Origin of the sequence: Enterococcus alcedinis (assembly GCF_014635985.1) — a bacterium.
Lineage (GTDB): Bacteria > Bacillota > Bacilli > Lactobacillales > Enterococcaceae > Enterococcus_I > Enterococcus_I alcedinis.
This window is the reverse complement of sequence record NZ_BMDT01000001.1, coordinates 439,216-460,468: the sequence shown is the minus strand read 5'-3', so window position 1 is coordinate 460,468 and position 21,253 is coordinate 439,216. Positions and strand designations below refer to the sequence as shown.

Here is a 21,253-nt window from a genome sequence, read left to right as displayed (position 1 = left end):
TTTGATTTTTAAATTATTCAAAAAAATCGCAAGAGAAGAGGGGACTAGCTACTCTTTTCTCTTGCGATTTCAGCTCTTTTGACTTGTTCCAGTAGTTTAATGAGTTTGTCTCGATTCCACAATTCCACATTGAGTTTTTCTGCTAATTGTTCAGCTCGTTGAGTAAAGTTACTGTTGGTAATAACGAATCCTTTATCTAAAGAATAAAACCCAATCCCCGCATGAACTTCTTGAACAGCTTTATTTCCAACATTCTTTTTCCATCTCTTACACTGAAATCCATACTTAACTCCATCTTTATGAGCAATAACATCAATACCCTGATCGCCGACACTAGGAGTTACTTTCACATTTGAATAACCAAGTTCTTTTAGTAAGTATTTGGTATAATGTTCAAACTCAGAACCCGTCATCATATCAATCTCACAGACTCATAGAGAAATAGAGTCGATATTCTTATCTACTTACGCATATGATTTAAAATAATTTTTCTACATCGTTTATAATTTTTTGTTTTTGAGCGGCCAATTTTTCTAAATCTAAGACACTCTTTTTAGCTCGCATAATTTCAATCATTTCCATCAAATCATTTTCATTTGCTTCGTGCATAATATATTCTTTTATCTTGCGTTTATCCCATTTTTTTCTCAAAATTACACTCCTTAATTATTTAAGTAAAATAACTCACATTAATTCATTATAGTTGATAATTATAGAATTTTAATAGAGCTGATTTTCTATAGTTTGTTAAAAGATAGTTTCTAAATGTTTTAATCACTAATGAGTAATGATAACTACTAAATAAATATCAACAGAGAGACAGTCAGTGTTTAGATTAATTGTTGAGCTCTATAAATCATTTTTTAGATAATAAATGACGCGTAAGACACTTATATTCAATTATTCGCCAATTTTCCTGTAATTTACTCCTAAATAGTGGGGCGCTTAAGATAATCATTGATCAAACAAACTAAAATAGATTCTGGTGAAACTTCATATAATGTATATTATGTAAACCAAAATAAATTTATAATAATGGATCATATGAATTGCTACTTTTCTTGTGATCTCCCCCTCTTTTAAGGATAAAAATGCTTAATTATACTAAATTTACGCTTTTTATCCCAAATAACGAAAAAATATTATTACGGAATGCTCTGATAGCTTTTTGTGTCTGTTAATAATATTTTTTCCGCTTACTTCGGATCAGCATTAAAAATATGTGCTCTGACAATTCATATATTTTTAACGCTAAACATTTTAAGGACTTTAAAAAAACTACGTCAATCGAACACGTTTACTGATGTTGTAAATAATCATGCCACCGATAGTCATCGAGAATAATTCTCCCAGACCAACACTAAACCAAGTGATGAAAAATGGTAGTTCATAAAACATTGCTAGCGTACTTGCTACGGTAAACACCAAAACTAACAACACTTAAGAGCGTCGTTATTACGATATATAATGCTGTTACTAGTGCGACTTTTGTGACTTCTGAGGCAGCCATTTGTTGAATGGTGGCTTTTGATTATTCATTTTAAACATGATAAATAAGCTCCTTTGCAAGGGTTTTTATCCCTTGGTAATAACTTTGGCCACAGGAATAGCAATCTGAGGAAGTGCCGAAGTGTGGTTTGTTTATTTCAACGTCCAACCGCCGTCGATTGTTACAATACTGCCTTGCATATAACTAGCTTGTTGGCTCGCTAAAAAAAGTGTTACATTTGCTACTTCTTCTGGTTGGGCCCAACGTTTTACCGGTGTTTCAGCGGCTACTTTTTTCGCCATCTCTCCCTCTCCCATAAAATCAGCAGCATTCATAGGAGTCTGAATAGCCCCAGGCGCCATGCCACATACTTGGATACCTTGATCCGCGTAATCGAGTGCAAGTTGCTTAATAAAGCCAACAATGGCATGCTTACTCATTGTATAGGCCATCCCTCCACCACCTGCTACAAAACCCGCGATCGAACTCATTGACAAAATGACACCTTGTTTTTTTGCGAGCATTGTAGGCAGAACAAGCTGAGTTAAACAAAAAAAACTTTTGACATTTACTTCAAACAGTCGATCAAATAGCTCCTCTTCGGTTTCTAACAAAGGTAGAAAATCATCCAAAATACCGACCGTGTTTAATAAGATATCAATACTACCAAAGTTCACAGTACATTGTTCAACAGCATCGGACAGGTCATTTGGTTGACAAACATCACCTGTGAAATAAGCAAATGATATTGGGTATTGTTCTTTTAAGATTTTGAGTGGCCTTTCTTGGCAATCGAAAGCAAAAACGAAGGCATCTTGTGCTAAAAAGGCTCTCGCTTGTGCAAGTCCGATACCAGAAGCAGCCCCTGTTACAAAAACAACCTTCTTTTTATACTCAGAATAATGAACAGTCGTATTCACTACACAATCAACCAATCGTTTGCTAAGATATCGCAAACTGCAGGTGCAAAACTAGAAAAACCTTCATCACTTGTTTTAATTAATAAATACGGCGTTACTGGCAAACCATCAAATGTATCATGGTTAACGAGTAAAACATACTCTTCTGCTCCACTCCAGCCTTTTCGGATAATTTTCTCACCGTTTTTTAGTTTTGGTAAAATTTCTTCAAATGTCATACTATCCCTCTTTCTTTTATATTCGTCGTTATTTGTGAATCGCTTCACATATCTATGACGCATTACATTATAACATTGTTTTCTAGTCGCTTCATCTGTTAATCGAAAGAAAAAAGAAGCAGTCTAAACTGCTTCTTTTATCCAATAATAACTGTTTCATCAGGGTATTTGAATGTTTGTTTGTTACTGATGCCTCTTGAAACGAGTGAGAAGACAACCGTCATAATCCCTACTCTACCGATAAACATTAATAAGAGTATGAGTATTTTACCTAACGGGGTTAATTGCGGTGTCAGACCCATTGTTAATCCGACAGTACCCAATGCTGACACAACTTCGAATACAATGTACTCTAAGCCAAGTTCGTTTACATCAGGAACCGTTTCGCTAATCGAAAGAATCATCGTACTGACAATCACTAATGACAGCATTAGAAAGAACAACACTAAAGCTCTTGAAACAGTTGTTTCTTTAATCGTACGTCCTTTGTACTCTGCCCGTTCTTTTCCTTTGAAAATACTAATGACTTTAATCAGTAAAATCCCGAATGTTGTTGTTTTAAATCCTCCGGCAGTTGAACCTGACGTTCCACCGATGAACATTAAAATAATCGTTAATAGTAGTCCGGCATGAGTCATTGAAAAGTAATCCACGGAATAAAAGCCTGCTGTACGTGGCGTCACAGACATAAAAATGGTATTAAAGAAGCGTTGGATGAAATTACCCTCAACTAAGCTTTGACCATTTTGCTCGGTTAACATAAATCCGATTGTGCCAAAAATCAATAATCCAGCTGTTACAAGTAAAGCAATTTTACTATGTAAACTTAAACGACGTGTCTTTTTATAATCTAAAATATCATACCAAACAATAAACCCTAGACCACCCGAGATAATTAAACCACTAATTACCGATAAGACCCATGGATTTTGTTGGAAAGGCACTAAACTATCACCAAACACGTCGAATCCTGCATTACAGAAAGCGGAGATTGCGTGAAAAAAACTATACCAGATGCCCTTTTCGAGTCCGAATCTCGGAATAAAATCAATTGCTAGTAAAACCATCCCAACAAATTGAATGAAGAAAGCATTTTTCATAATATAAATCATTAAATTCATTTCACCTGAACGCCCTTCGATGTTAAGCGATTGGCGTAAGGCAATTCTCATACCCAGTCCGACTTTTTTACGAGTAATCAAGTAAAAGATAATCGGTAAAGACATAAAACCGAGTCCACCAATCTCAATCAAAGTAATAATGACTAGTTGACCAAAAAAACTCCAGTGGACCGCAGTGGTTACCGTAGTTAGCCCGGTAACGCATGTGGCTGAGGTTGCTACAAACAAAGCATCCAGGAAGTTGGTCGCCTCCCCTGTTTTTGATGAGATCGGTAGAGATAATAGTATTGCGCCAAGTAAGATGATGCTTGCAAATCCAAAGGTAATCATTTGAGCGGCGGTAAAATGAGAAGTATATTTTTTTCTGACCATGTAGATAGCCTCGCTTTAGCAGATTATTTTTTCATGTTTTTGACTTTAATCATGCGTGTAACGCCTGCTCGCTCGTTCTCCTCTAACTTCATCTTGATAAAATAAATTGTTTCTTCTAGCTCAGGGATTGTCATATATTCTAATGCGTTTACTCGACGTCTGGTTTTTTCAATTTCTTCAGACATCAATTGGCAAGTTTTTTCAATCTCCGTTAGTTCCAGCAATTTAGGTAGAAAATTAGTGAAGCGTTCGATCGATAAGTCCAAAGGCACATTTGAGTTTAAAAATCCGTACTCTAATGGTGCATTCACATATTCCTCATTATAATCGAACTTCATCACGGGTACAACGACACTCATAATATTTTTTTCAGTAATATCTAATGAAACGTTCGTTGCTGGTAAGATAAAAAGCTCTTCAATAAAATTTTCGTTGATCGATGCATTGGCTAATCGAAAAGCTTTCATTGCATGAGTCATTTCTTCTTCTACTTCTTGTCGTAGTGTATTGTTTTTTCGAATCAACAAGATGAACTGACGCATCAATTCATCTTGTTTGTCTTTTAAAAGTTTATGCCCACGTTTCGCTGTTCCTAGTTGCTTCGATAAACGGGCAAGTTCCATTCTTGTTGGATTAATATTTTTAATCGCCATTTGTCTCTACCCCTTTTCTGGCAGATATTCGTCAATCATTTCGTCTTTAATTCGTTTTAATTCCGTTCTAGGTAAGAGATCTAGTAATTTCCAACCTAAATCCAATGTTTCTGTGATAGAACGATTGGTATGATAGCCTTGGTTGACGTATTGCTCTTCGAATAACTCTGCGAATTGGGCATAGATTCGATCAGTTTCTGATAAAGCCGACTCTCCCAGTACGACAGCTAATTCTTTTGCTTGTTTTCCTTGAGCGTACGCTGCGAACAATTGGTTCATTGTTGCCGCGTGATCTTTACGTGTCTTGCCCTCTCCAGTTCCTTTATCTTTCAAACGGGAAAGCGAAGGTAACACATCGATTGGCGGTTGAATGCCTTTCTTGTATAAATCACGAGTTAAAATGATTTGCCCTTCTGTAATATAACCGGTTAAATCGGGAATTGGATGGGTTTTATCTTCTTCAGGCATCGTCAAAATCGGTATTTGAGTAACCGAACCTTGTAGACCTTTAATGCGACCCGCACGTTCATAAAGTGTTGCTAAGTTCGTGTATAAGTAACCTGGATAACCGCGACGTCCAGGAACCTCACGACGAGCAGCAGAGATTTCACGTAGCGCCTCACAATAGTTTGTCATATCTGTCATAATGACTAAAACGTGCATTCCTTTTTCGTAGGCTAAGTATTCTGCGGCAGTTAGCGCCATTTTAGGTGTTGCAATACGTTCAATCGCCGGATCGTTTGCTAAATTCATAAAAACAACCGAACGATCAATCGCTCCTGTTTGACGGAAATCTTCCATAAAGTATTCAGCTTCTTCAAAAGTAATACCAATTCCAGCAAAAACCACAGCAAAGTTATCATCCGTATTCAATACCGCTGCTTGACGAGCAATTTGAGCGGCTAATTCTTTATGGGGCAAACCGGATGCAGAGAATACAGGTAATTTTTGACCACGAACCAATGTATTTAAATGATCGATAGATGAAATACCTGTTTGAATAAATTCATCTGGATAGTCACGAGAAATCGGATTGATTACTTCACCATTAATATCCATCATTTTTTCTGGTAAAATATCGGCACCACCATCTCGCGGACGTCCAAGACCATCAAAGACACGTCCTACCATATCTTCAGAGACACCTAATTGTAACGGGTGCCCTAAGAAGCGGACGGCTGAGTCACGTAAGTTAATACCGCCTGTCCCTTCAAAGATTTGAACAAGTGCTTTGTCTTCTTCGACTTCTAACACTTGCCCTTGGCGGATTTCTCCATTTTGAAGGCGAACTTCGATTAACTCTTCGTATTTGACACCAGCGACATGGTCGACAGCCATTAAAGGACCGACGACTTCGCCAATTGTTTTATATTCCTTAATCAAGTTACATTCCTCCTTGTTGTAAGATATCTTTCATCGTTGCGTGAATTGACGCTTCTAACTCGATAATTTGCTCGATTTTTTCTTCAGCGACATACTTCATACGAGCGATTCGATCACGTAAAAGAACCGTACCACGCATTACTTCTGGTAAATGTGCGCCTAGTTCAATTGCTTTTTGGCCTTCTTCGTGGAACAAAACAATTGTTTTAAGCATGTGGTATTGTTTTTCACGCGAAGTAAAGGTATCAACATCATCAAAAGCATTTTGTTGTAAATAATCTTCACGAATTTGTTTAGCTGTTTCTAAAGTTAGTTGATCTTTAGCAGATAAAGAATCGATTCCGACTAGGCGTACAATTTCGTTTAATTCTGATTCTTTTTGTAAAATACGCATCGCCTCTGTTACTAATCCCGACCAATCCACTTGTAGTTGTTGATCTAAATAAGCGCCAACCTCTATTAGATAGAGTGAATAACTCTTCAACCAATCGATTGATGGGAAATGACGTTGTTGTGCAAGAATTGAATCTAGTCCCCAGAATACTTTAACAACACGCAACGTATTTTGTGTCACGGGTTCAGAAATATCTCCTCCTGAAGGCGATACCGCACTAATCGCTGTGATACTTCCTTCGCGACGGTCTTTACCTAAAGTAATGACGCGTCCTGCACGTTCATAATATTCAGCTAAGCGACTACCTAAGTATGCCGGGTAACCTTCATCGCCTGGCATTTCTTCTAGACGTCCGGACATTTCACGTAAAGCTTCTGCCCAACGAGAAGTTGAATCAGCCATAATCGCGACTGAATACCCCATATCGCGGAAGTATTCGGCAATGGTGATTCCCGTATAGATAGACGCTTCACGTGCGGCTACGGGCATATTAGAGGTATTGGCAATTAAAACAGTCCGCTCCATCAATGATTCTCCCGTATTTGGGTCAATCAGTTCTGGAAATTCATTCATTACGTCAGTCATTTCGTTTCCACGTTCGCCACAACCAACATAAACAACTAAGTCAACATCTGACCATTTAGCGATTTGATGTTGGACAACCGTTTTGCCAGCACCAAATGGTCCAGGAACTGCTGCTGCTCCACCCTTGGTTACCGGGAAGAATGTATCGATAACACGTTGTCCGGTAATCATTGGAACATCTGGGTTGTTCTTTTCTTTCACTGGACGTGCACGACGCACGGGCCATCTTTGTAGCATCGTAATTTCTTTGTCTTCTTTTTCTGTTTCTACAACGGCAATGACTTCATCAATCGTATACGCTCCTTGATGAATCGCTTTAACCGTTCCTTTAACACCTATAGGGACCATAATTTTATGATTAATGACTTTAGTTTCTTGAACTGTCCCTAAAATATCACCGGTTTCTACTTCTTCACCAATTTTAACCGTTGGTACAAAGTCCCATTTTTTTTCATGGTCTAGTGCAGGCAAGCTGACCCCTCTACCTAAAAATGGTGTTTGTGTTTGTTTTTCTAAAACGTCTAACGGGCGTTGGATCCCGTCAAACATTTGAGCAATAATTCCTGGTGCTAATTCAACAGAAAGAGCTTCTCCTGTTGAGCGGACAGGTTCACCTGGTCCAATCCCTGATGTTTCTTCATATACTTGAATGGATGCAACCGTTCCGCGCATCTCGATAATTTCTCCGATCACGCCCATGTCTCCAACATAACAAATATCTTGAATACTTGCATGACCCATATTTTCAGCCATCACTAATGGTCCTGAAACTTTTACAATTGTTCCGATATCCACCTGTTTCACTCCTTTATAAAATGTTTTGGCCGACTGCCTTTTCAACATTTTTCTGTACTTCAGCAAGTCCGATTCCTTGTGAACCATCATGGTCGGGAATTAAGACGATTGCTGGTGTTAATAATTTTTTGACAGATTCGATTTTTTGAGGAATTTGTCGTGCACAAGCCTCGGTGATGTAAATGACACCGTACGACTCTGCAATCATATGGTCGATGCTTTCCAGAATCACGGTTTCATTCAGTCCGTAATACACACTAAAACCAAATAATTTAAAAGGCATAATAGATTCTTTATCACCGATAACACCAATTTTATATGTCATAAAGTGATCGCATCCTTTCTTTTATGGCATCGGTCGTAAAACCACTACGTTTACCAACAATAATCAAACGCAAGTTCATCGCTTCGATATCTTTTGCATTTAGGTAAGCGAGCAACGGAAGTGGACCAAAGGCTTGCGTTTGGGCACTCTGTAAGGTATTTGTTAAATGATTATCGATAATCACATCTAAACGTAAAAAATCAATTTTGTCTTTTGATAAAGCGGGTTCGAGTAACTCCGCATACTCACTTTCTGAAATAAACTGAATAAAGTCACTTAACCACTTATTTGAAAACGCTAATAAGGTTTCTTTTTCAATACTGCCATCTTCTGAAATAACCGTCGACATAAAGCCTTTGGAGCGTTTTTGCATCAAGCAGCGTGCAACGGTGATCAGATTTTTCAAATCAATCGAAGCAATAATATTTTCTAAAATGTATGTATCTTTGAGTGATTCAGCGATTTTCCGTTGCTCACTTAAGAAAAATCGATCATAAATGACGTCAATTCCTTGTAAGATACGGGATTCTTCAAAATATTCGCGTACTTCTTGAATGCTTCGAACGATTGTAGGAGGCAGCGTACTCGATTCGCCAGTCTCAATCGCTGCTTTTAACTCATCGATACTATAAAAGCCATCGGGTATAAATAAGTAATCGTAATTTTCTTGCATTTTATCGGCTTTTGTCAAAACTTTTAAGTTATGTGTCGTATAACGCATCGTATACAGCCAAATAAGTCTTGGATTTGGAACAATTTGAATCAGCTCTTCATAAGTATCAACCAACTCTTGATTGAGCGATTGTTCAAAATGATGTTCAAAGTCTGCGGTAATATATTTTCCATATACCGTTTGTTTTAAAATCTCTCCTACCTTATCAACAGATGGTGCTTGAATGAGTTGGTCAAAGGTTTCTTTAGATAGCAATTCATTTTCTTTAATACGAATAATCGGATTGACTGTATGATAACTGTTATTCATGTCTCTCCTCCTTATGAAAATAATGACTCCATGACACTTCTACCTGTTTTCTTCCGTTCTTCTAACAATAAATCACGGTATAAGAAATTGTATTGTACCCCTTGATGCTCGATTAGAAAACCATAGTCGGCTTGTAATTGTGGCGCTCCGATAGTAATGGTCATGTTTAATTCTTTACTCGTAGTTTCTGACCAAGCGTCATTAAAAATCGCAGGATCCATTTTCCTAGCAGGAAGAATGGTAACTTCCGTTAATTGAAGTTGTTTTAAAATTCCCTTAGCAAAACTTTGTGTTTCTTCAACCGTCCAATCAATCATTTGCTGGCGCACTTCATCGAACAAACGTTCAAGATATGCCTGTTTTTTCTTTAATGCATTTTGACGCGCTTCAACCGTCAGACGGTTGCTTCGTTGTTGATGCGCTTTTTTGATTTGATCTGTTTGTTTTTCAAGTTGAAGTTCATGGTCTTTTATCAATTTTCGCTGCTCAACTAGAAAATGGGTATCTATTTCTGCCAAGCGACTTTCTTTCAACTCATTTCGTTCTTCGATTCCTTGTTGATTAATCTTTTCAATAATTAAATCAATAGCATCCATGCTAACTTCCTCCTTTATGGTTCGTTATTAAATGCTACCTAAAAGTAAGAAAGAGATAACGAATCCTAAGATTGCATACATTTCAACCATTACGGCATACATTACACCTTTAAAGAAATGTTCTGGTTTTTTAGCTAAAATTTGAATACCTGCAGCGGAAACTTTCCCTTGAGGAATAGCTGAAGCTAACCCTGTAAAAGCAACGGGCAAAGAAGCACCTAAGTAAGCAAGCCCAGTGATAATGTCCATATCTGGTGATAAGCTTGTAAAGATCATTGCTGCAATCGCGAATCCGTATAAACCTTGTGTGGCTGGTAATAATTGTAAGATTAATGATTGACCGAATTTCTCTGGTTGATTCGTCATTAAGGCTGCCGCAGCTTCCCCTGCTTTACCAACACCAATCGCTGATCCGATTCCTGAAAAGATGGTTGCTGTTGCCATCCCTAAAATAGCAAATAACATTCCTGCATTGTTTTCTAAAATAAATTTAATCATGTGTATTCTCCTCCAATTTTTCTTCTATATTGACATATTTTTCAGTGGGTTTGAACGAATCAAATGGTCGTCCGCCACCTTCATAAAATTTCCCGAAAAACTCAACGTACTGTAATCTCGCCGCATGGACATAAGCGCCTAACATCGATAAGAAGACGTTGAGTCCGTGTAGTGCCACAAGTAAGACGATTCCAATGCTGTAACGAGCTGCGGGCGGCATTGTACCGACGAGCATATTAAAGGCCATCGCAATACTCCCACCTGAAATCCCTAAGGCCATCAAGCGACTGTAACTAACAAAGTCTCCGATGTAACCGGTAATCCCATATAGTTCATAAAGACCACTAAAGAAACCACCGACTTTTGATTTGCTTTGAATCATTGGGATAACAATAATTAGAAAGGCACAAAAGAGTGCTAAGTACGTTCCAATTTTTGTTAATAAATCTGAATTAAACAATAAGCTACCAGCTGCGGCAATAAAAATACCGGTTAAAATACCTTGCCATGAAAAGCCTTGGCTAATCGCACTCAAGTAATCCTTTTTCTTGATGTTTTCTTTCGCCGCTAAGAAAAGCCCGGTGTAAATTTGAATGCCACCAAAGACAACCGATAAACCAAAGATTGTCATAAAGTCTTCAGTCGGCGCTAGTAATTGAAAGGGCATCTCAACACCAAAGACGCTACCGTAAATTGTCCCCCAAATCATGATTGAAATGGACAGAATTTGGAATAGCTGGACAAACTTTTTCATTCCTTTAGGTAAAACGAGTAGTCGTAATGCCAGAGTAGTGAACAAGAATGTTAAGAAACCATAACCTAAGTCTGCTACCATCATCCCAAAAAAGACGAGATAAAAAGGAGCCATCCAAGGTGTGGGATCAATCTCTTCATACTTAGGAACAGAATACATACCCGTTAAAATTTCAAAAGGCGCCACGAAACGATTGTTTTTCATTTTTGTCGGTACGTGATTTTTTTGAATTTGTTCTTTTGTTGGTTCTTCAAAAGAAAGAAACAGGGATTGATTGAATTGCTTTTGTAAAAAAGTTGTAATCCGTTCTTGATCATCTTGATTCACCCAAGCTCGAATGACGACTAAGTGTTTGGCCAATACGAGTTTTTCCTTTGCTTGCTCACGTGTGAGACGGGCCAGTAAAACTTCTTCATTAAATTGCAAAATCGACACTTGATCTTTTAAATAGCCGATCTCGATAGTTAATTTCTTACTCGTTTCGACCGCTTGTTTCAGTGCTTTTTTCGCTTGTTTTAAAAGCTCTGTCGTACTTTCTTCATAGGGGACTTGCTCAAAAGATACTCCTAGAGAAATCAAAGAGCTTTGAACCGTCGCTACTTTTTCTTTTAAGACGGCATAACTGAATTTAACTTCTTTGTCATTGCTGTAGTTCACTTCAAAATAAATATCCTTTTCATCGCTTAAGTAAGCACGGACACTTTCCCAACCATCCGCTGCAACTTTAGCCAATTGAATCTCAGTCGATTTTAAGACATAATCAGGTGCAATATCATATTGATACCATTGTGTTGCCCACTCTTCGACTTGTTGCCACTCGATTTGTTCTTGTTCATTTTTTTGCCATTCTTTCTTTAGACGGTCAATTTGTTTGAGCAAACTAACTAACGCATCTTCGTTGAATCCTGCTTCTAATGCTTGTAGTGAATAATTCTTACGGGGCAACTCTTTAATTTTTTTCTTTGATGAACCGTGATCTCGAATAAATGTAATGCCTTGCTCGATTTGAGTGAGCCAATAATTGTACTCACGAATCATCGCTTGATCGATTTCTTCTATTTCTGGAAAGTAAGTAGTTAACCACGCTTCATTTTCTTCAGAATCGAAAATATCTTCAATTTCCACATTTTGAATACTCTGTAAACTTTGTAAAATCGCATCGTGCTGTTTTCTTTCCGCAAGGAGTGTCATTTTTGTTAGACGACTAACAGCCATAAGCTCCCCTCATTTCTTTAATGATTTTTTGGACCATTTCATTTTTTTGTTGAAGATAAATTTCTTCGTTTTTAGCATCGACTTGCTGTGCTTCTGCTTGAAGTTGCCGTTCTAATAACCGTTCTTGTTCCAACAATGATGATTCCAATTCAACCATCAATTCTTTTCGTAATTGCTGATTTAACGTTTGTTGTTCTTGCAAGGCATTTTGTTTTTCTTGTTGATAGTAATCAATTTCATTTAATAATTGCTTTTGTGCCTGCTCATTTTGTTCTTCTGCTAAGCGAATACGCTCAAGTGCTTCTTTCATCTGATGTCCCTCCTTTCAAAAATAAAAAGAGCATACCTCTGATCAGAAGTATGCTCTAAAAAGCTCGATAGCTACTTCAAATAAATTCTTCTCACCCCTTGAAGAATACGATCCTTGAAGCAAATAGCTCAACCATTTTATCTATTCGATTTTGTATCACCTAATTAATATATCAAAAAATGGATCAACAAGTCAAATTGATTTGTGTCTTTTCGGTAAAAGAAAAGTGAAATTCTAATGAAATTCCATTCTAATGATTGATTTATGGGGCTGTAACAATTGTACCACTTTCATTCTAAAAAAGGAAAAAATAAATAAAAATGCAGAACAATCCAAAGAATCGTTCTGCATTAAAAAATTATTGACGAATTAAGTAATCAAATGCCCCTAATGATGCACTTGCACCATCACCCATTGAGATGATAATTTGTTTATAGGCACTATCTGTACAGTCACCTGCAGCGAAGATCCCTTCAACATTTGTCATCTTATGACCATCAACAGCGATTTCACCACGTGGGTTCAATTCAACCGCTGTGTCTTTCAACCAACCTGTATTTGGTACTAAACCGATTTGAACAAAGACACCACTCAAAGCAATATGATGTTCTTCATTTGTTTCACGGTTTGTATACGTGATACCATTTACTTCATCGGTACCTGTAATTTCTTTTGTTGCTGCATTCGTAATGATAGTCACATTACTTAGAGCATTGGCACGATCTTGCAATACTTGGTCCGCTTTTAATTCTGGTAAGAATTCTAAAACGTAGACATGTTTTGCAAGGCCAGCTAAATCTAAAGCAGCTTCAATTCCTGAGTTTCCACCACCAATAACAGCAACATCTTTTCCTTTGAAAAGTGGGCCGTCACAGTGAGGACAGTTGGTTACACCTTTTGTACGGAATTCTTCTTCACCAGGAACATTGACATTACGCCAGTTTGCTCCAACAGCTAAGACAGCTGTTTTGGTCTTAAGAATCGCGCCGTTTTCTAATTCAACTTCAATCAAGTCGTTTTTACGAATCGATTTTGCGCGTTGGTTTTTCATAATATCAATCGGATATTCTTTTGCATGGTTTTCAATTTGAGCCATTAATTTCGGACCTTCTGTATAAGGCGTTCCAATCATGTTCTCAATTCCTACAGTATCCATTACTTGTCCACCGTAAGTGTCGACAACCATTCCTGTTTTAATCCCTTTACGAGCGGCATAGATTGCTGCACTGTTCCCAGCAGGACCACCACCAACGACTAATACGTCAAAGACGCCTTTATCGTTGAATTCGTCTGCGCTCGCAGGACCAGCAATCATTTCTACTAGTTGCTCAATCGTTAAACGACCACTTGCAAACTCTTCGCCATCTAACATAACGGTTGGAACAGCCATGATTTTTTTCGCTTCAACTTCATCTTGGAACATGCCGCCTTCAATCATCACGTGAGAGATTAACGGGTTAACCACAGACATAATGTTCAATGCTTGAACGACATCCGGACAGTTATGACATGTCAAACTAATGTATGTTTCAAAAGCAAGTGGTTTATCAATTGCTTTGATTTGATTAATGACTGCTTCATCGACTTTTGGCGCACGACCACTAACTTGCAAGAGTGCTAAAATAAATGAAGTGAACTCATGTCCTAAAGGTAGACCAGCAAATTCAACACCACTGGTTTCACCTTTTTTAGCAATTTTGAAACTAGGACTACGACTCAAAGAAATCTCTTCTAGGGAAATACGGGGACTCATTGCCACGATTTCTTCTAGAAACTCACGAACTTTATTTGAATTTTCGTCAGTCGTTAAACTCGCTTGGAAAACAACATCCGACTCTAATAAAGTCAAATATTGGGCTAATTGATCTTTTGTTTCTTTATCTAATGCCATTGACATAAATCCCCCTTAAATTTTACCTACTAAATCTAAGCTTGGTTTTAATGTTTCTGCTCCTTCTTTCCATTTAGCTGGACATACTTCACCTGGATGCGTACGAACATATTGCGCTGCACGGATTTTATCAATTAAAGTACTTGCATCACGGCCAATACCATCTGCGTTAATTTCCATTGCTTGAACAACACCCTCTGGATCGATGATGAATGTTCCACGTTGTGCTAAGCCATCTTCGCCTAAAACATCAAAACCTAATGAAATTTTATGTGATGGGTCACCAATCATGATGTACTCGATTTTACCAATCGCATCTGAATGATCGTGCCAAGCTTTGTGAGTGAAGTGTGTATCTGTAGAAACAGAGTAAACTTCTACACCTAATTCTTGTAATGTTGCGTATTGATCTTGTAAATCTTCTAACTCTGTTGGGCAAACAAAAGTAAAGTCTGCTGGGTAGAAACAAACAATGTTCCATTTTCCTTTAAAGTCTTCTGATGAGACTTCAATGAATTCTCCCTTGTGATAAGCATTTGCTTCAAATTCGACAATTTCTTTTCCGATTAATGACATAATACATCCTCCGATTAGAATAATTATTTGAGAAAAACATCTCTAAATAAGAATATACAGAAGTTTAAACAAGAATTCAACCAATATGCTTAAGTTTTTATTAATATCTTTTAAGATAGACTTAAGTTGACTCGAATCGCACTAAAACCTTTATATTCTCAATTAGACCCCTTCATTCTCAATTGACTGTTTGTGATGGATACGATTTTTAAGTAGTTCACCTACGACATAACCAACTAAAAAGATCAACCAACTATATAACCAAGCACGAAACATGAATGAAAAAACAAAATAAACAATGACGACGCTAACCCAAAATATATCTTCATGAAAGCTTGCAACTGTTCGATTGCGAGTCTTTTTAAGACGTTGACGCTTCTTTTTAACATTTGTGCTCATATTCACGATTCGTTTAAATTCTTTTTGAATGAGTGACACATATAAAATAAGAAACACGCCGATGCCGCATAAGATAAAGAAGAAAAAGATACCCAGCATCGAAGAATAGAATAAATGAAAGAAAAAGAATATTGTAGGTAAAGCGAAAAGGAAACTAAGGAAACCTGCACTCATTCCAAAAAGATAACTCTTACGATACTCTTCCATTTTTTGTTCAGCATGCGCACGTATCTCAGCTGAAACAGAAAGATCAGCTAGCTGTTGTGTTTTTTTACGATATTGCAAGAAATGAATGAAGGAAATTAAAAAACCAATCCCCCATAAAAAAAGAATAAACATGAAGATTAAAAACGTTAAGACACCACCATTACCGTATGGTAGTAACGGTAAGCAAGAAAAACCAAAAGCAATCATCGCAAGTCCCACACCCATTGATATGTTCAATGTACGAGTTTCTGCCCAATAAGTTTCAATTTCATCGATCGTTAGAGTTGTTTGTTCGTCCGCTGGATCAAACTCCACTTCGGGTTTTACTTTGTTTAATTCAAGTTCTGTTAAAATATCATCAATGGAACCAAATTCACTAATCACGATACCGATGGCTTCTTTTTCAGAAACACCCTCTGCAACCAATCCTTCAAAATGATCTTCCGCTGTATTTAATAAATCTTCCTTCACTTGTAATGTTTCCGGGGTAACCGGTACTTGTAAAAACAAGACCTCAATGTAATCCTTAATTACTTTCATTTGTCATACTCTCCTTTAAAAAATAATCGACGACTTTTTTCGTCAACTCCCATTCTTGCCTTTTGGTTTCCAAATATTCTTTACCTAGTGGACTAATCGAATAATACGTCCGCTTCTTACCGTGAGTTTGGTTACCCGGATAAGATGTTAAGTAGCCTTGTTTTTCCAAACGGGTGAAAGTGGAATAAAGCGTGGTTTCTTTGATAATGTAGACTTCCTGTGTGCCTTCACGAATTTTTTTGGATAATTCGTAGCCATAGGAATCACCTTGCATTAACAAAGAAAGGATAATGGTATCGTTGTAACCGCGAATACTATCACTGGATATCATTTTTAACCTCTTTTCTAATAATTACTCCATCTGTCAAAGTAATTATACCTAAAGTACTTCATCAGGTAAAGTAAAATATCGAAAAAGAAAGCATCGAAACTAGCTTTAGCTGCTAAAGCTAGTCCTAATTTACAAAAAGAAGGTGCCGTTTTTTCGAATAAACGGCACCTTCTTTTTGTAAATGAAAACATTAAATTTTTTATTCTTTTGAGTAACGAAGAATGAAAATAGCCTCTTCTATTTATAAATATCTCTCCGATGCCCAACTTCTAAAACTAAAATAGTGATTGTTTCATCACTAATATTTGCTAATAAGCGGTAGTCACCAATTCGGTAGCGCCACTGGTCACTCTTATTCCCAACTAAACTTTTTCCATGAATCCGAGGTGAATCGGTTCCTTCTAAATTTTTAGAAATCCAAGATAGGATCAATTGCGCTTGATGTCTATCCATCTTTTTTAAGGCTTTTTGAGCATTCTTTTCATAACGAACCGTATATTTTTTATGGATCATAAGCCTAATTCTTGAAGCATCGCTTGATGTGAAATACTTTCGTCATTTAACTCATGCGACTTAATGGCTTTCTCATATAAAGCCATGTCAATTTGATCTTCTAATCCTTCTAATAGTTTCGTTCTAGCTAGTTCTGATAAACTTAACCCGTTGAGATCAGCCATCGATTGAATAAATGCTTTTTCTTCGTCAGTCACTCGGAATGTTACTGTGCTCATATTAAAAACCTCCTTGTATACGTTTGTTCTACAAAACTATTGTAATACAAATGTGTACAATGGTCAAGAATTCAAATTCCGCTCGATTCACGAATTTTTGTCGTATGCCTTCTGCAGTAGTACAGCACAGAGGATTTTTTGGATACTAAAATTTATCCGTCCCGAAAAGAAAAAACCTTCAGATCGTGTCACACATCTGAAGGTTCTAATTGACTTATTTGAAAGCTTGGTTTACATCTTCTAACATGATTTTTAATGATTCTAGTCCAGAACCAGCTAAATACCAAACTTCTGAATTTAAAACAATGACCTTACCATTTTTACCAGCATTTGTGTCTTTCACTAAGTCGTTATCTGCTAGCGATGTCTCAGATTGATCGCCACCGACTGCTTTTGTACGATCGACGACAAAAATGATGTCTGGGTTTTGTTTTAAAATATATTCATATGAAACGTTTTGTCCATGAGTTGACGCTTCAATATTTTCATCGGATTGTTTAAATCCGAACGTGTCATGTACAATCGAGAAACGTGAACCTTTACCGTAAGCAGATAACTCGCCTTCATTCATTAAAACAACTAGAGCTTTTTCGCCACTTGCTTCTGCTTTTTCTTTTGTCTCTGCGATTTGAAGTTCCAAATCACCTAAAGCGACTTCAACTTCTGCTTCTTTACCGAAGATTTGTCCGATTGCTAAAGCATTGTGTTGAATTGAATTCCAAGTATCTGTGCTGTCCACTTCAAAGAAAATCGTTGGTGCAATTTTTTCTAAATCGGGTAAGAAATCACGTTGACGACCTGAAATAATAATTAAATCTGGTTGCATCGCATTAATTTTTTCCAAATCGGGTTCTTTAATGCCACCTGCTGATTCCACCGTTTCAAAATCAGTTAAGAAACTCGGTAAATTACTTGTTGGTGCGCCAATCACTACATCTTTTAGACCTAAAACATTTATCGTATCTAACGCACTATTATCGAAGATAACGACTTTTTTCGGTTGATAAGGGACTGTTATTTCACCATTACCATCTGTAATTGTTACTTCTTTTTTGGTCACTTCTGATGTCGATGTTTCTGTACCTGAAGTCGCATCCGTATTTTTTGTACCTGAGTTGCCACAGGCTGCTAATCCTAAAGTTAAAACAATTAAACTGCTTAAAATAATTTTTTTCATATTTGTTCCTCCAATTTTTTTAATGGAAATACATGCAGAATCTTTTTCCTTCAATTTCGCAAATCTTAACATTCATACCAAACAAACGATTTAAAATTTCCGGCTGAATAACGGTTTCTGTCTCTCCTTGAGAAAAGATTTTTCCGTCTTTCATCGCAACGATGTAGTCTGCAAATCCTGCTGCAAAGTTAATATCATGCAAGACAATGATAACCGTTTTTTTATGTTCTTTAACGAGTTTCTTGAGTAAATGCATCATTTGATTGGCATGGTTTAAATCTAAGTTATTTAGTGGTTCATCTAATAAAATATAATCGGTATCTTGCGCTAAAATCATCGCAATATAGACACGTTGTAGCTGACCACCCGATAATTCATGAATGGAATCCTCTTGTAATTCGATTAATTCCATCTGCTCTAAAGAAGTTTGAACAATTTCATGATCTTCTGTCGTTAACTTCCCACGATTATAAGGGAAGCGACCAAATGAAACCAAGTCATAGACAGAAATGTTCAATTGAACGCCATTACTTTGTTTTAAAATTGCTAATTTTTTAGCGAGTTCTTTTGACTTCCAATTGCGAATTTCTTCATGATCTAAATAAATATCACCGGACGATTGTGACTGCAAGCGGCTAATTAAAGATAAGAAAGTACTTTTACCAGCGCCATTTGGTCCGATAAAGGCAATCAATTGCTCTTTGGGCAATTCAATATCAATCGCTTCTAGAATCGATTTATCTTCGTACTTCTTTGAAATATTTTCTGCTTTAATCATGCTTTTTTCCTTTCTGCGATAATTTTCCCAACAAAGAAAATTCCACCGATAAATTGTATAACCACACTAATCGTTGTATTCCATTTAAAGACTTGCTCAACTAAAAACTGACCACTAATCAGTAATGTTACACCAATTAAGAAACTACCTAGGAACAATTGATGATGACGATACGTATTAAAGACGCGATAGCTAATTGTCGCGATGATAAAACCTAAGAAAATTGTCGGACCAACTAATGCCGTCGCAGCTCCAGTTAATAAAACAATACTCACTAGCGCTTTTTTTTGAAAGGCATGCAAGGCAATCCCTAAGTTTATCGCTGGGTCATTTCCTAACAATAAAATATTCAACTCGGGTGCCACGTGCCACAGATAAGCAACTGAACATAAAATGATGATTGCCGCCACAATGAGATGGTTGCTATTCACATTGCTAAAGCTAGCAAAGAGCTTTCCTTGTAGTAAATCATACTCATTCGGGTCCATTAAGACTTGCAAGAAAGTACTTAAGCTAGAGAACATCGTCCCAGAAACCATTCCAACCATTAAAAGTAAAAACAAATTCCCCGTGGCTTTTTCCATAAAATAAAGCAAGAATAGAACACTGAAAATCGTCATCAATAAGATGTTTGCTAAAAACATCCAGATCGATTCTTGCGATAACATCTTCACACCACCCACAAAAAAGAACAAGAGTGTTTGAATTAAGATATAAAAGTTATCGAGTCCTAAAATACCAGGAGTTAAAAATTGATTTCTGGTTAACGTTTGAAACGAGATGGTACTAACGGAAGTTGCTAACGCAACGAGCATAAATGCTAAAATTTTCTTTCCGCGAATTGGTAACGAAAACGACCAGTTGCCATATGTTTGATACGTTAAATACAATCCGATAAAAAACAAACAAAGCAACACTAATGCGATAATTTTGAAACGATACGAAGTTTGTTTCATCGGATCTTCCTCCTTGTTAACAAGAGTAAGAATAAGGCACCACCGATAATACCGACAACGACACTGACTGGGATTTCATAAGGTGCGATAACCACACGTGCTAAAATATCACAAATGATTAAGAACGTACTTCCTAAAATCGCTGTTAGTCCCATCGTATCTTTTAAATGATCACCGTAAAATAATGAAACTAAATTAGGAACAACCACGCCTAAAAAAGGAATGTTCCCAACCATAATTAATACTGAACTACTACCTAATGCTACGAGAGCAAAAACAATCCATTGTAACCGTTGATGGTTCAACCCTAGATTGGTTGAAAGTTCTGAACCTAAACCCGCAATGGTAATCTGGTAACCAAAAAAATATAAAATAATAAAAACCGGAATGGTTAAATAGATTAACTCGTACTCCCCTTGCATCACGGTTGCAAAGTTTCCTTGTAACCAAGAAGAAACATTTTGAACCAACTGAAACTGATAAGCAAAAAAAGTAGCGATTGCTCCGATAATATTTCCAAACATGACGCCTGTAAGTGGTAAAATCATAGGATCACCTTTAGGAAGAATCTTACTTAAATTCAAAAATAAGAGAACCCCTAGATATGAAAAGATAAATGCCGCCGTTGATCGACCTAAAATAGAACTGTTCGGAAATAAGAGCATCACTAGTAATATACCTAATTGGGCACTATCCATCATACCTATTGTTCCTGCGGACACAAATTTATTTTGCATTAAGTGCTGCATAATCTTACCACCAACACTTACCATGCCACCAGCTAAAATCAAACTGACGGTTCGAGGAATTCTTGTTTTTAGAAATAACATTTGCTGAACTTCATCACCAGCAAGCAATCCTTTGATTGAAACACTATGAACACCGACAAACAAAGAAATGAGTGTTAGCGCAAATAACAAAAGGATTAGATAGCTTCTTTTCATTTAAGACTCCTTTCCAACCATTGAGAATGATTCTCATTCTCTCAAACAGTGTATGTTATTTTCTGAAAAATATCAATCACTTTTATTAAAAAATGAACAGAATTGACTCAATT

The 21,253-nt window shown here is 36.9% G+C and carries 25 protein-coding genes and 1 other annotated feature; all 25 genes read right to left on the bottom strand.

What is annotated here, in order from left to right; translation table 11 throughout:
- Nucleotides 1–44: 44 nt before the first annotated feature.
- The 25 genes from IEV09_RS02265 to IEV09_RS02145 all read right to left on the bottom strand — a co-directional run bounded on the left by IEV09_RS02265 (nucleotide 45) and on the right by IEV09_RS02145 (nucleotide 21,140).
- Complete coding sequence (locus IEV09_RS02265; RefSeq protein ID WP_229731649.1) at nucleotides 45–413, bottom strand: restriction endonuclease; 369 nt, start codon at nucleotides 411–413, stop codon at nucleotides 45–47.
- A gap of 64 nt (nucleotides 414–477) precedes the next feature.
- Nucleotides 478–651 carry a hypothetical protein gene (locus IEV09_RS02260; RefSeq protein WP_188366628.1) on the bottom strand — a complete coding sequence of 58 codons (174 nt, stop codon included), beginning with the start codon at nucleotides 649–651 and terminating at the stop codon, nucleotides 478–480.
- A gap of 627 nt (nucleotides 652–1,278) precedes the next feature.
- A complete protein-coding gene (locus tag IEV09_RS02255; protein WP_229731648.1) occupies nucleotides 1,279–1,440 on the bottom strand; it encodes a hypothetical protein in 162 nt (53 codons plus the stop codon).
- 201 nt (nucleotides 1,441–1,641) lie between these two features.
- A complete protein-coding gene (locus tag IEV09_RS02250; RefSeq protein WP_188366627.1) occupies nucleotides 1,642–2,409 on the bottom strand; it encodes a 3-oxoacyl-ACP reductase in 768 nt (255 codons plus the stop codon).
- Complete coding sequence (locus IEV09_RS02245; protein WP_188366626.1) at nucleotides 2,409–2,627, bottom strand: DUF2829 domain-containing protein; 219 nt, start codon at nucleotides 2,625–2,627, stop codon at nucleotides 2,409–2,411. The genes IEV09_RS02250 and IEV09_RS02245 overlap by 1 nt, the downstream gene beginning before the upstream one ends.
- Before the next feature lie 137 nt (nucleotides 2,628–2,764).
- Nucleotides 2,765–4,120, bottom strand: coding sequence for a TrkH family potassium uptake protein (locus tag IEV09_RS02240; RefSeq protein ID WP_188366625.1), 1,356 nt, complete (start codon nucleotides 4,118–4,120; stop codon nucleotides 2,765–2,767).
- Nucleotides 4,121–4,143: 23 nt separating this feature from the next.
- Nucleotides 4,144–4,773: a V-type ATP synthase subunit D gene (locus IEV09_RS02235; protein WP_188366624.1), complete on the bottom strand. Its 630-nt coding sequence runs from the start codon at nucleotides 4,771–4,773 to the stop codon at nucleotides 4,144–4,146.
- A 6-nt stretch (nucleotides 4,774–4,779) separates the two neighbouring features.
- Nucleotides 4,780–6,156 (bottom strand): V-type ATP synthase subunit B, encoded by a 1,377-nt coding sequence (locus tag IEV09_RS02230; protein ID WP_188366623.1) that lies wholly within the window; start codon nucleotides 6,154–6,156, stop codon nucleotides 4,780–4,782.
- Between the two features lies 1 nt (nucleotide 6,157).
- Entirely contained in the window at nucleotides 6,158–7,930 is a 1,773-nt protein-coding gene (locus IEV09_RS02225; RefSeq protein ID WP_188366622.1) for a V-type ATP synthase subunit A, read from the bottom strand.
- Between the two features lie 13 nt (nucleotides 7,931–7,943).
- Complete coding sequence (locus tag IEV09_RS02220) at nucleotides 7,944–8,255, bottom strand: V-type ATP synthase subunit F (RefSeq protein ID WP_188366621.1); 312 nt, start codon at nucleotides 8,253–8,255, stop codon at nucleotides 7,944–7,946.
- On the bottom strand, nucleotides 8,245–9,237 hold the full coding sequence (locus IEV09_RS02215) for a V-type ATPase subunit (protein WP_188366620.1): 993 nt from the start codon (nucleotides 9,235–9,237) through the stop codon (nucleotides 8,245–8,247). Before IEV09_RS02215 ends, IEV09_RS02220 begins: the two co-directional genes overlap by 11 nt.
- Nucleotides 9,238–9,248: 11 nt before the next feature.
- Nucleotides 9,249–9,833, bottom strand: coding sequence for an ATP synthase subunit B family protein (locus IEV09_RS02210; protein ID WP_188366619.1), 585 nt, complete (start codon nucleotides 9,831–9,833; stop codon nucleotides 9,249–9,251).
- 27 nt (nucleotides 9,834–9,860) lie between these two features.
- Nucleotides 9,861–10,331: a V-type ATP synthase subunit K gene (locus IEV09_RS02205; RefSeq protein WP_188366618.1), complete on the bottom strand. Its 471-nt coding sequence runs from the start codon at nucleotides 10,329–10,331 to the stop codon at nucleotides 9,861–9,863.
- Nucleotides 10,324–12,300 carry a V-type ATP synthase subunit I gene (locus tag IEV09_RS02200; RefSeq protein WP_188366617.1) on the bottom strand — a complete coding sequence of 659 codons (1,977 nt, stop codon included), beginning with the start codon at nucleotides 12,298–12,300 and terminating at the stop codon, nucleotides 10,324–10,326. Before IEV09_RS02200 ends, IEV09_RS02205 begins: the two co-directional genes overlap by 8 nt.
- Complete coding sequence (locus IEV09_RS02195; RefSeq protein ID WP_188366616.1) at nucleotides 12,290–12,610, bottom strand: hypothetical protein; 321 nt, start codon at nucleotides 12,608–12,610, stop codon at nucleotides 12,290–12,292. The genes IEV09_RS02200 and IEV09_RS02195 overlap by 11 nt, the downstream gene beginning before the upstream one ends.
- Before the next feature lie 85 nt (nucleotides 12,611–12,695).
- Nucleotides 12,696–12,744: a sequence feature (sodium ion sensor (DUF1646 type); this cis-regulatory element may regulate processes involved in with the transportation of sodium ions), on the bottom strand.
- 224 nt (nucleotides 12,745–12,968) lie between these two features.
- On the bottom strand, nucleotides 12,969–14,501 hold the full coding sequence (ahpF, locus tag IEV09_RS02190) for an alkyl hydroperoxide reductase subunit F (protein WP_188366615.1): 1,533 nt from the start codon (nucleotides 14,499–14,501) through the stop codon (nucleotides 12,969–12,971).
- Between the two features lie 15 nt (nucleotides 14,502–14,516).
- Nucleotides 14,517–15,077 (bottom strand): alkyl hydroperoxide reductase subunit C, encoded by a 561-nt coding sequence (gene ahpC / locus IEV09_RS02185; RefSeq protein ID WP_188366614.1) that lies wholly within the window; start codon nucleotides 15,075–15,077, stop codon nucleotides 14,517–14,519.
- Nucleotides 15,078–15,239: 162 nt separating this feature from the next.
- Nucleotides 15,240–16,223, bottom strand: a complete 984-nt coding sequence (locus tag IEV09_RS02180) for a permease prefix domain 1-containing protein (RefSeq protein ID WP_188366613.1) — start codon at nucleotides 16,221–16,223, stop codon at nucleotides 15,240–15,242.
- Nucleotides 16,210–16,554 (bottom strand): PadR family transcriptional regulator, encoded by a 345-nt coding sequence (locus IEV09_RS02175; protein WP_188366612.1) that lies wholly within the window; start codon nucleotides 16,552–16,554, stop codon nucleotides 16,210–16,212. The genes IEV09_RS02180 and IEV09_RS02175 overlap by 14 nt, the downstream gene beginning before the upstream one ends.
- 237 nt (nucleotides 16,555–16,791) lie before the next feature.
- Nucleotides 16,792–17,067, bottom strand: a complete 276-nt coding sequence (locus IEV09_RS02170; protein ID WP_188366611.1) for a type II toxin-antitoxin system RelE family toxin — start codon at nucleotides 17,065–17,067, stop codon at nucleotides 16,792–16,794.
- Complete coding sequence (gene relB / locus IEV09_RS02165) at nucleotides 17,064–17,285, bottom strand: type II toxin-antitoxin system RelB family antitoxin (RefSeq protein ID WP_188366610.1); 222 nt, start codon at nucleotides 17,283–17,285, stop codon at nucleotides 17,064–17,066. The genes IEV09_RS02170 and relB overlap by 4 nt, the downstream gene beginning before the upstream one ends.
- A 214-nt stretch (nucleotides 17,286–17,499) precedes the next feature.
- Nucleotides 17,500–18,462, bottom strand: coding sequence for a siderophore ABC transporter substrate-binding protein (locus IEV09_RS02160; protein ID WP_188366609.1), 963 nt, complete (start codon nucleotides 18,460–18,462; stop codon nucleotides 17,500–17,502).
- Between the two features lie 19 nt (nucleotides 18,463–18,481).
- A complete protein-coding gene (locus tag IEV09_RS02155) occupies nucleotides 18,482–19,240 on the bottom strand; it encodes an iron ABC transporter ATP-binding protein (protein WP_188366608.1) in 759 nt (252 codons plus the stop codon).
- Entirely contained in the window at nucleotides 19,237–20,196 is a 960-nt protein-coding gene (locus tag IEV09_RS02150; RefSeq protein WP_188366607.1) for an iron chelate uptake ABC transporter family permease subunit, read from the bottom strand. The genes IEV09_RS02155 and IEV09_RS02150 overlap by 4 nt, the downstream gene beginning before the upstream one ends.
- Nucleotides 20,193–21,140 carry an ABC transporter permease gene (locus tag IEV09_RS02145; protein ID WP_188366606.1) on the bottom strand — a complete coding sequence of 316 codons (948 nt, stop codon included), beginning with the start codon at nucleotides 21,138–21,140 and terminating at the stop codon, nucleotides 20,193–20,195. The genes IEV09_RS02150 and IEV09_RS02145 overlap by 4 nt, the downstream gene beginning before the upstream one ends.
- Nucleotides 21,141–21,253: the final 113 nt, after the last annotated feature.

Excerpts from the sequence above, each read along its gene's own strand:
- IEV09_RS02265 (WP_229731649.1), bottom strand. The coding sequence starts at position 413 with ATGACGGGTTCTGAGTTTGAACATTATACCAAATACTTACTAAAAGAA.
- IEV09_RS02245 (WP_188366626.1), bottom strand. The coding sequence starts at position 2,627 with ATGACATTTGAAGAAATTTTACCAAAACTAAAAAACGGTGAGAAAATT.
- IEV09_RS02240 (WP_188366625.1), bottom strand. The coding sequence starts at position 4,120 with ATGGTCAGAAAAAAATATACTTCTCATTTTACCGCCGCTCAAATGATT.
- IEV09_RS02235 (WP_188366624.1), bottom strand. The coding sequence starts at position 4,773 with ATGGCGATTAAAAATATTAATCCAACAAGAATGGAACTTGCCCGTTTA.
- IEV09_RS02220 (WP_188366621.1), bottom strand. The coding sequence starts at position 8,255 with ATGACATATAAAATTGGTGTTATCGGTGATAAAGAATCTATTATGCCT.
- IEV09_RS02215 (WP_188366620.1), bottom strand. The coding sequence starts at position 9,237 with ATGAATAACAGTTATCATACAGTCAATCCGATTATTCGTATTAAAGAA.
- IEV09_RS02210 (WP_188366619.1), bottom strand. The coding sequence starts at position 9,833 with ATGGATGCTATTGATTTAATTATTGAAAAGATTAATCAACAAGGAATC.
- IEV09_RS02205 (WP_188366618.1), bottom strand. The coding sequence starts at position 10,331 with ATGATTAAATTTATTTTAGAAAACAATGCAGGAATGTTATTTGCTATT.
- IEV09_RS02200 (WP_188366617.1), bottom strand. The coding sequence starts at position 12,300 with ATGGCTGTTAGTCGTCTAACAAAAATGACACTCCTTGCGGAAAGAAAA.
- IEV09_RS02195 (WP_188366616.1), bottom strand. The coding sequence starts at position 12,610 with ATGAAAGAAGCACTTGAGCGTATTCGCTTAGCAGAAGAACAAAATGAG.
- ahpF (WP_188366615.1), bottom strand. The coding sequence starts at position 14,501 with ATGGCATTAGATAAAGAAACAAAAGATCAATTAGCCCAATATTTGACT.
- ahpC (WP_188366614.1), bottom strand. The coding sequence starts at position 15,077 with ATGTCATTAATCGGAAAAGAAATTGTCGAATTTGAAGCAAATGCTTAT.
- IEV09_RS02180 (WP_188366613.1), bottom strand. The coding sequence starts at position 16,223 with ATGAAAGTAATTAAGGATTACATTGAGGTCTTGTTTTTACAAGTACCG.
- IEV09_RS02175 (WP_188366612.1), bottom strand. The coding sequence starts at position 16,554 with ATGATATCCAGTGATAGTATTCGCGGTTACAACGATACCATTATCCTT.
- IEV09_RS02170 (WP_188366611.1), bottom strand. The coding sequence starts at position 17,067 with ATGATCCATAAAAAATATACGGTTCGTTATGAAAAGAATGCTCAAAAA.
- relB (WP_188366610.1), bottom strand. The coding sequence starts at position 17,285 with ATGAGCACAGTAACATTCCGAGTGACTGACGAAGAAAAAGCATTTATT.
- IEV09_RS02160 (WP_188366609.1), bottom strand. The coding sequence starts at position 18,462 with ATGAAAAAAATTATTTTAAGCAGTTTAATTGTTTTAACTTTAGGATTA.
- IEV09_RS02155 (WP_188366608.1), bottom strand. The coding sequence starts at position 19,240 with ATGATTAAAGCAGAAAATATTTCAAAGAAGTACGAAGATAAATCGATT.
- IEV09_RS02150 (WP_188366607.1), bottom strand. The coding sequence starts at position 20,196 with ATGAAACAAACTTCGTATCGTTTCAAAATTATCGCATTAGTGTTGCTT.
- IEV09_RS02145 (WP_188366606.1), bottom strand. The coding sequence starts at position 21,140 with ATGAAAAGAAGCTATCTAATCCTTTTGTTATTTGCGCTAACACTCATT.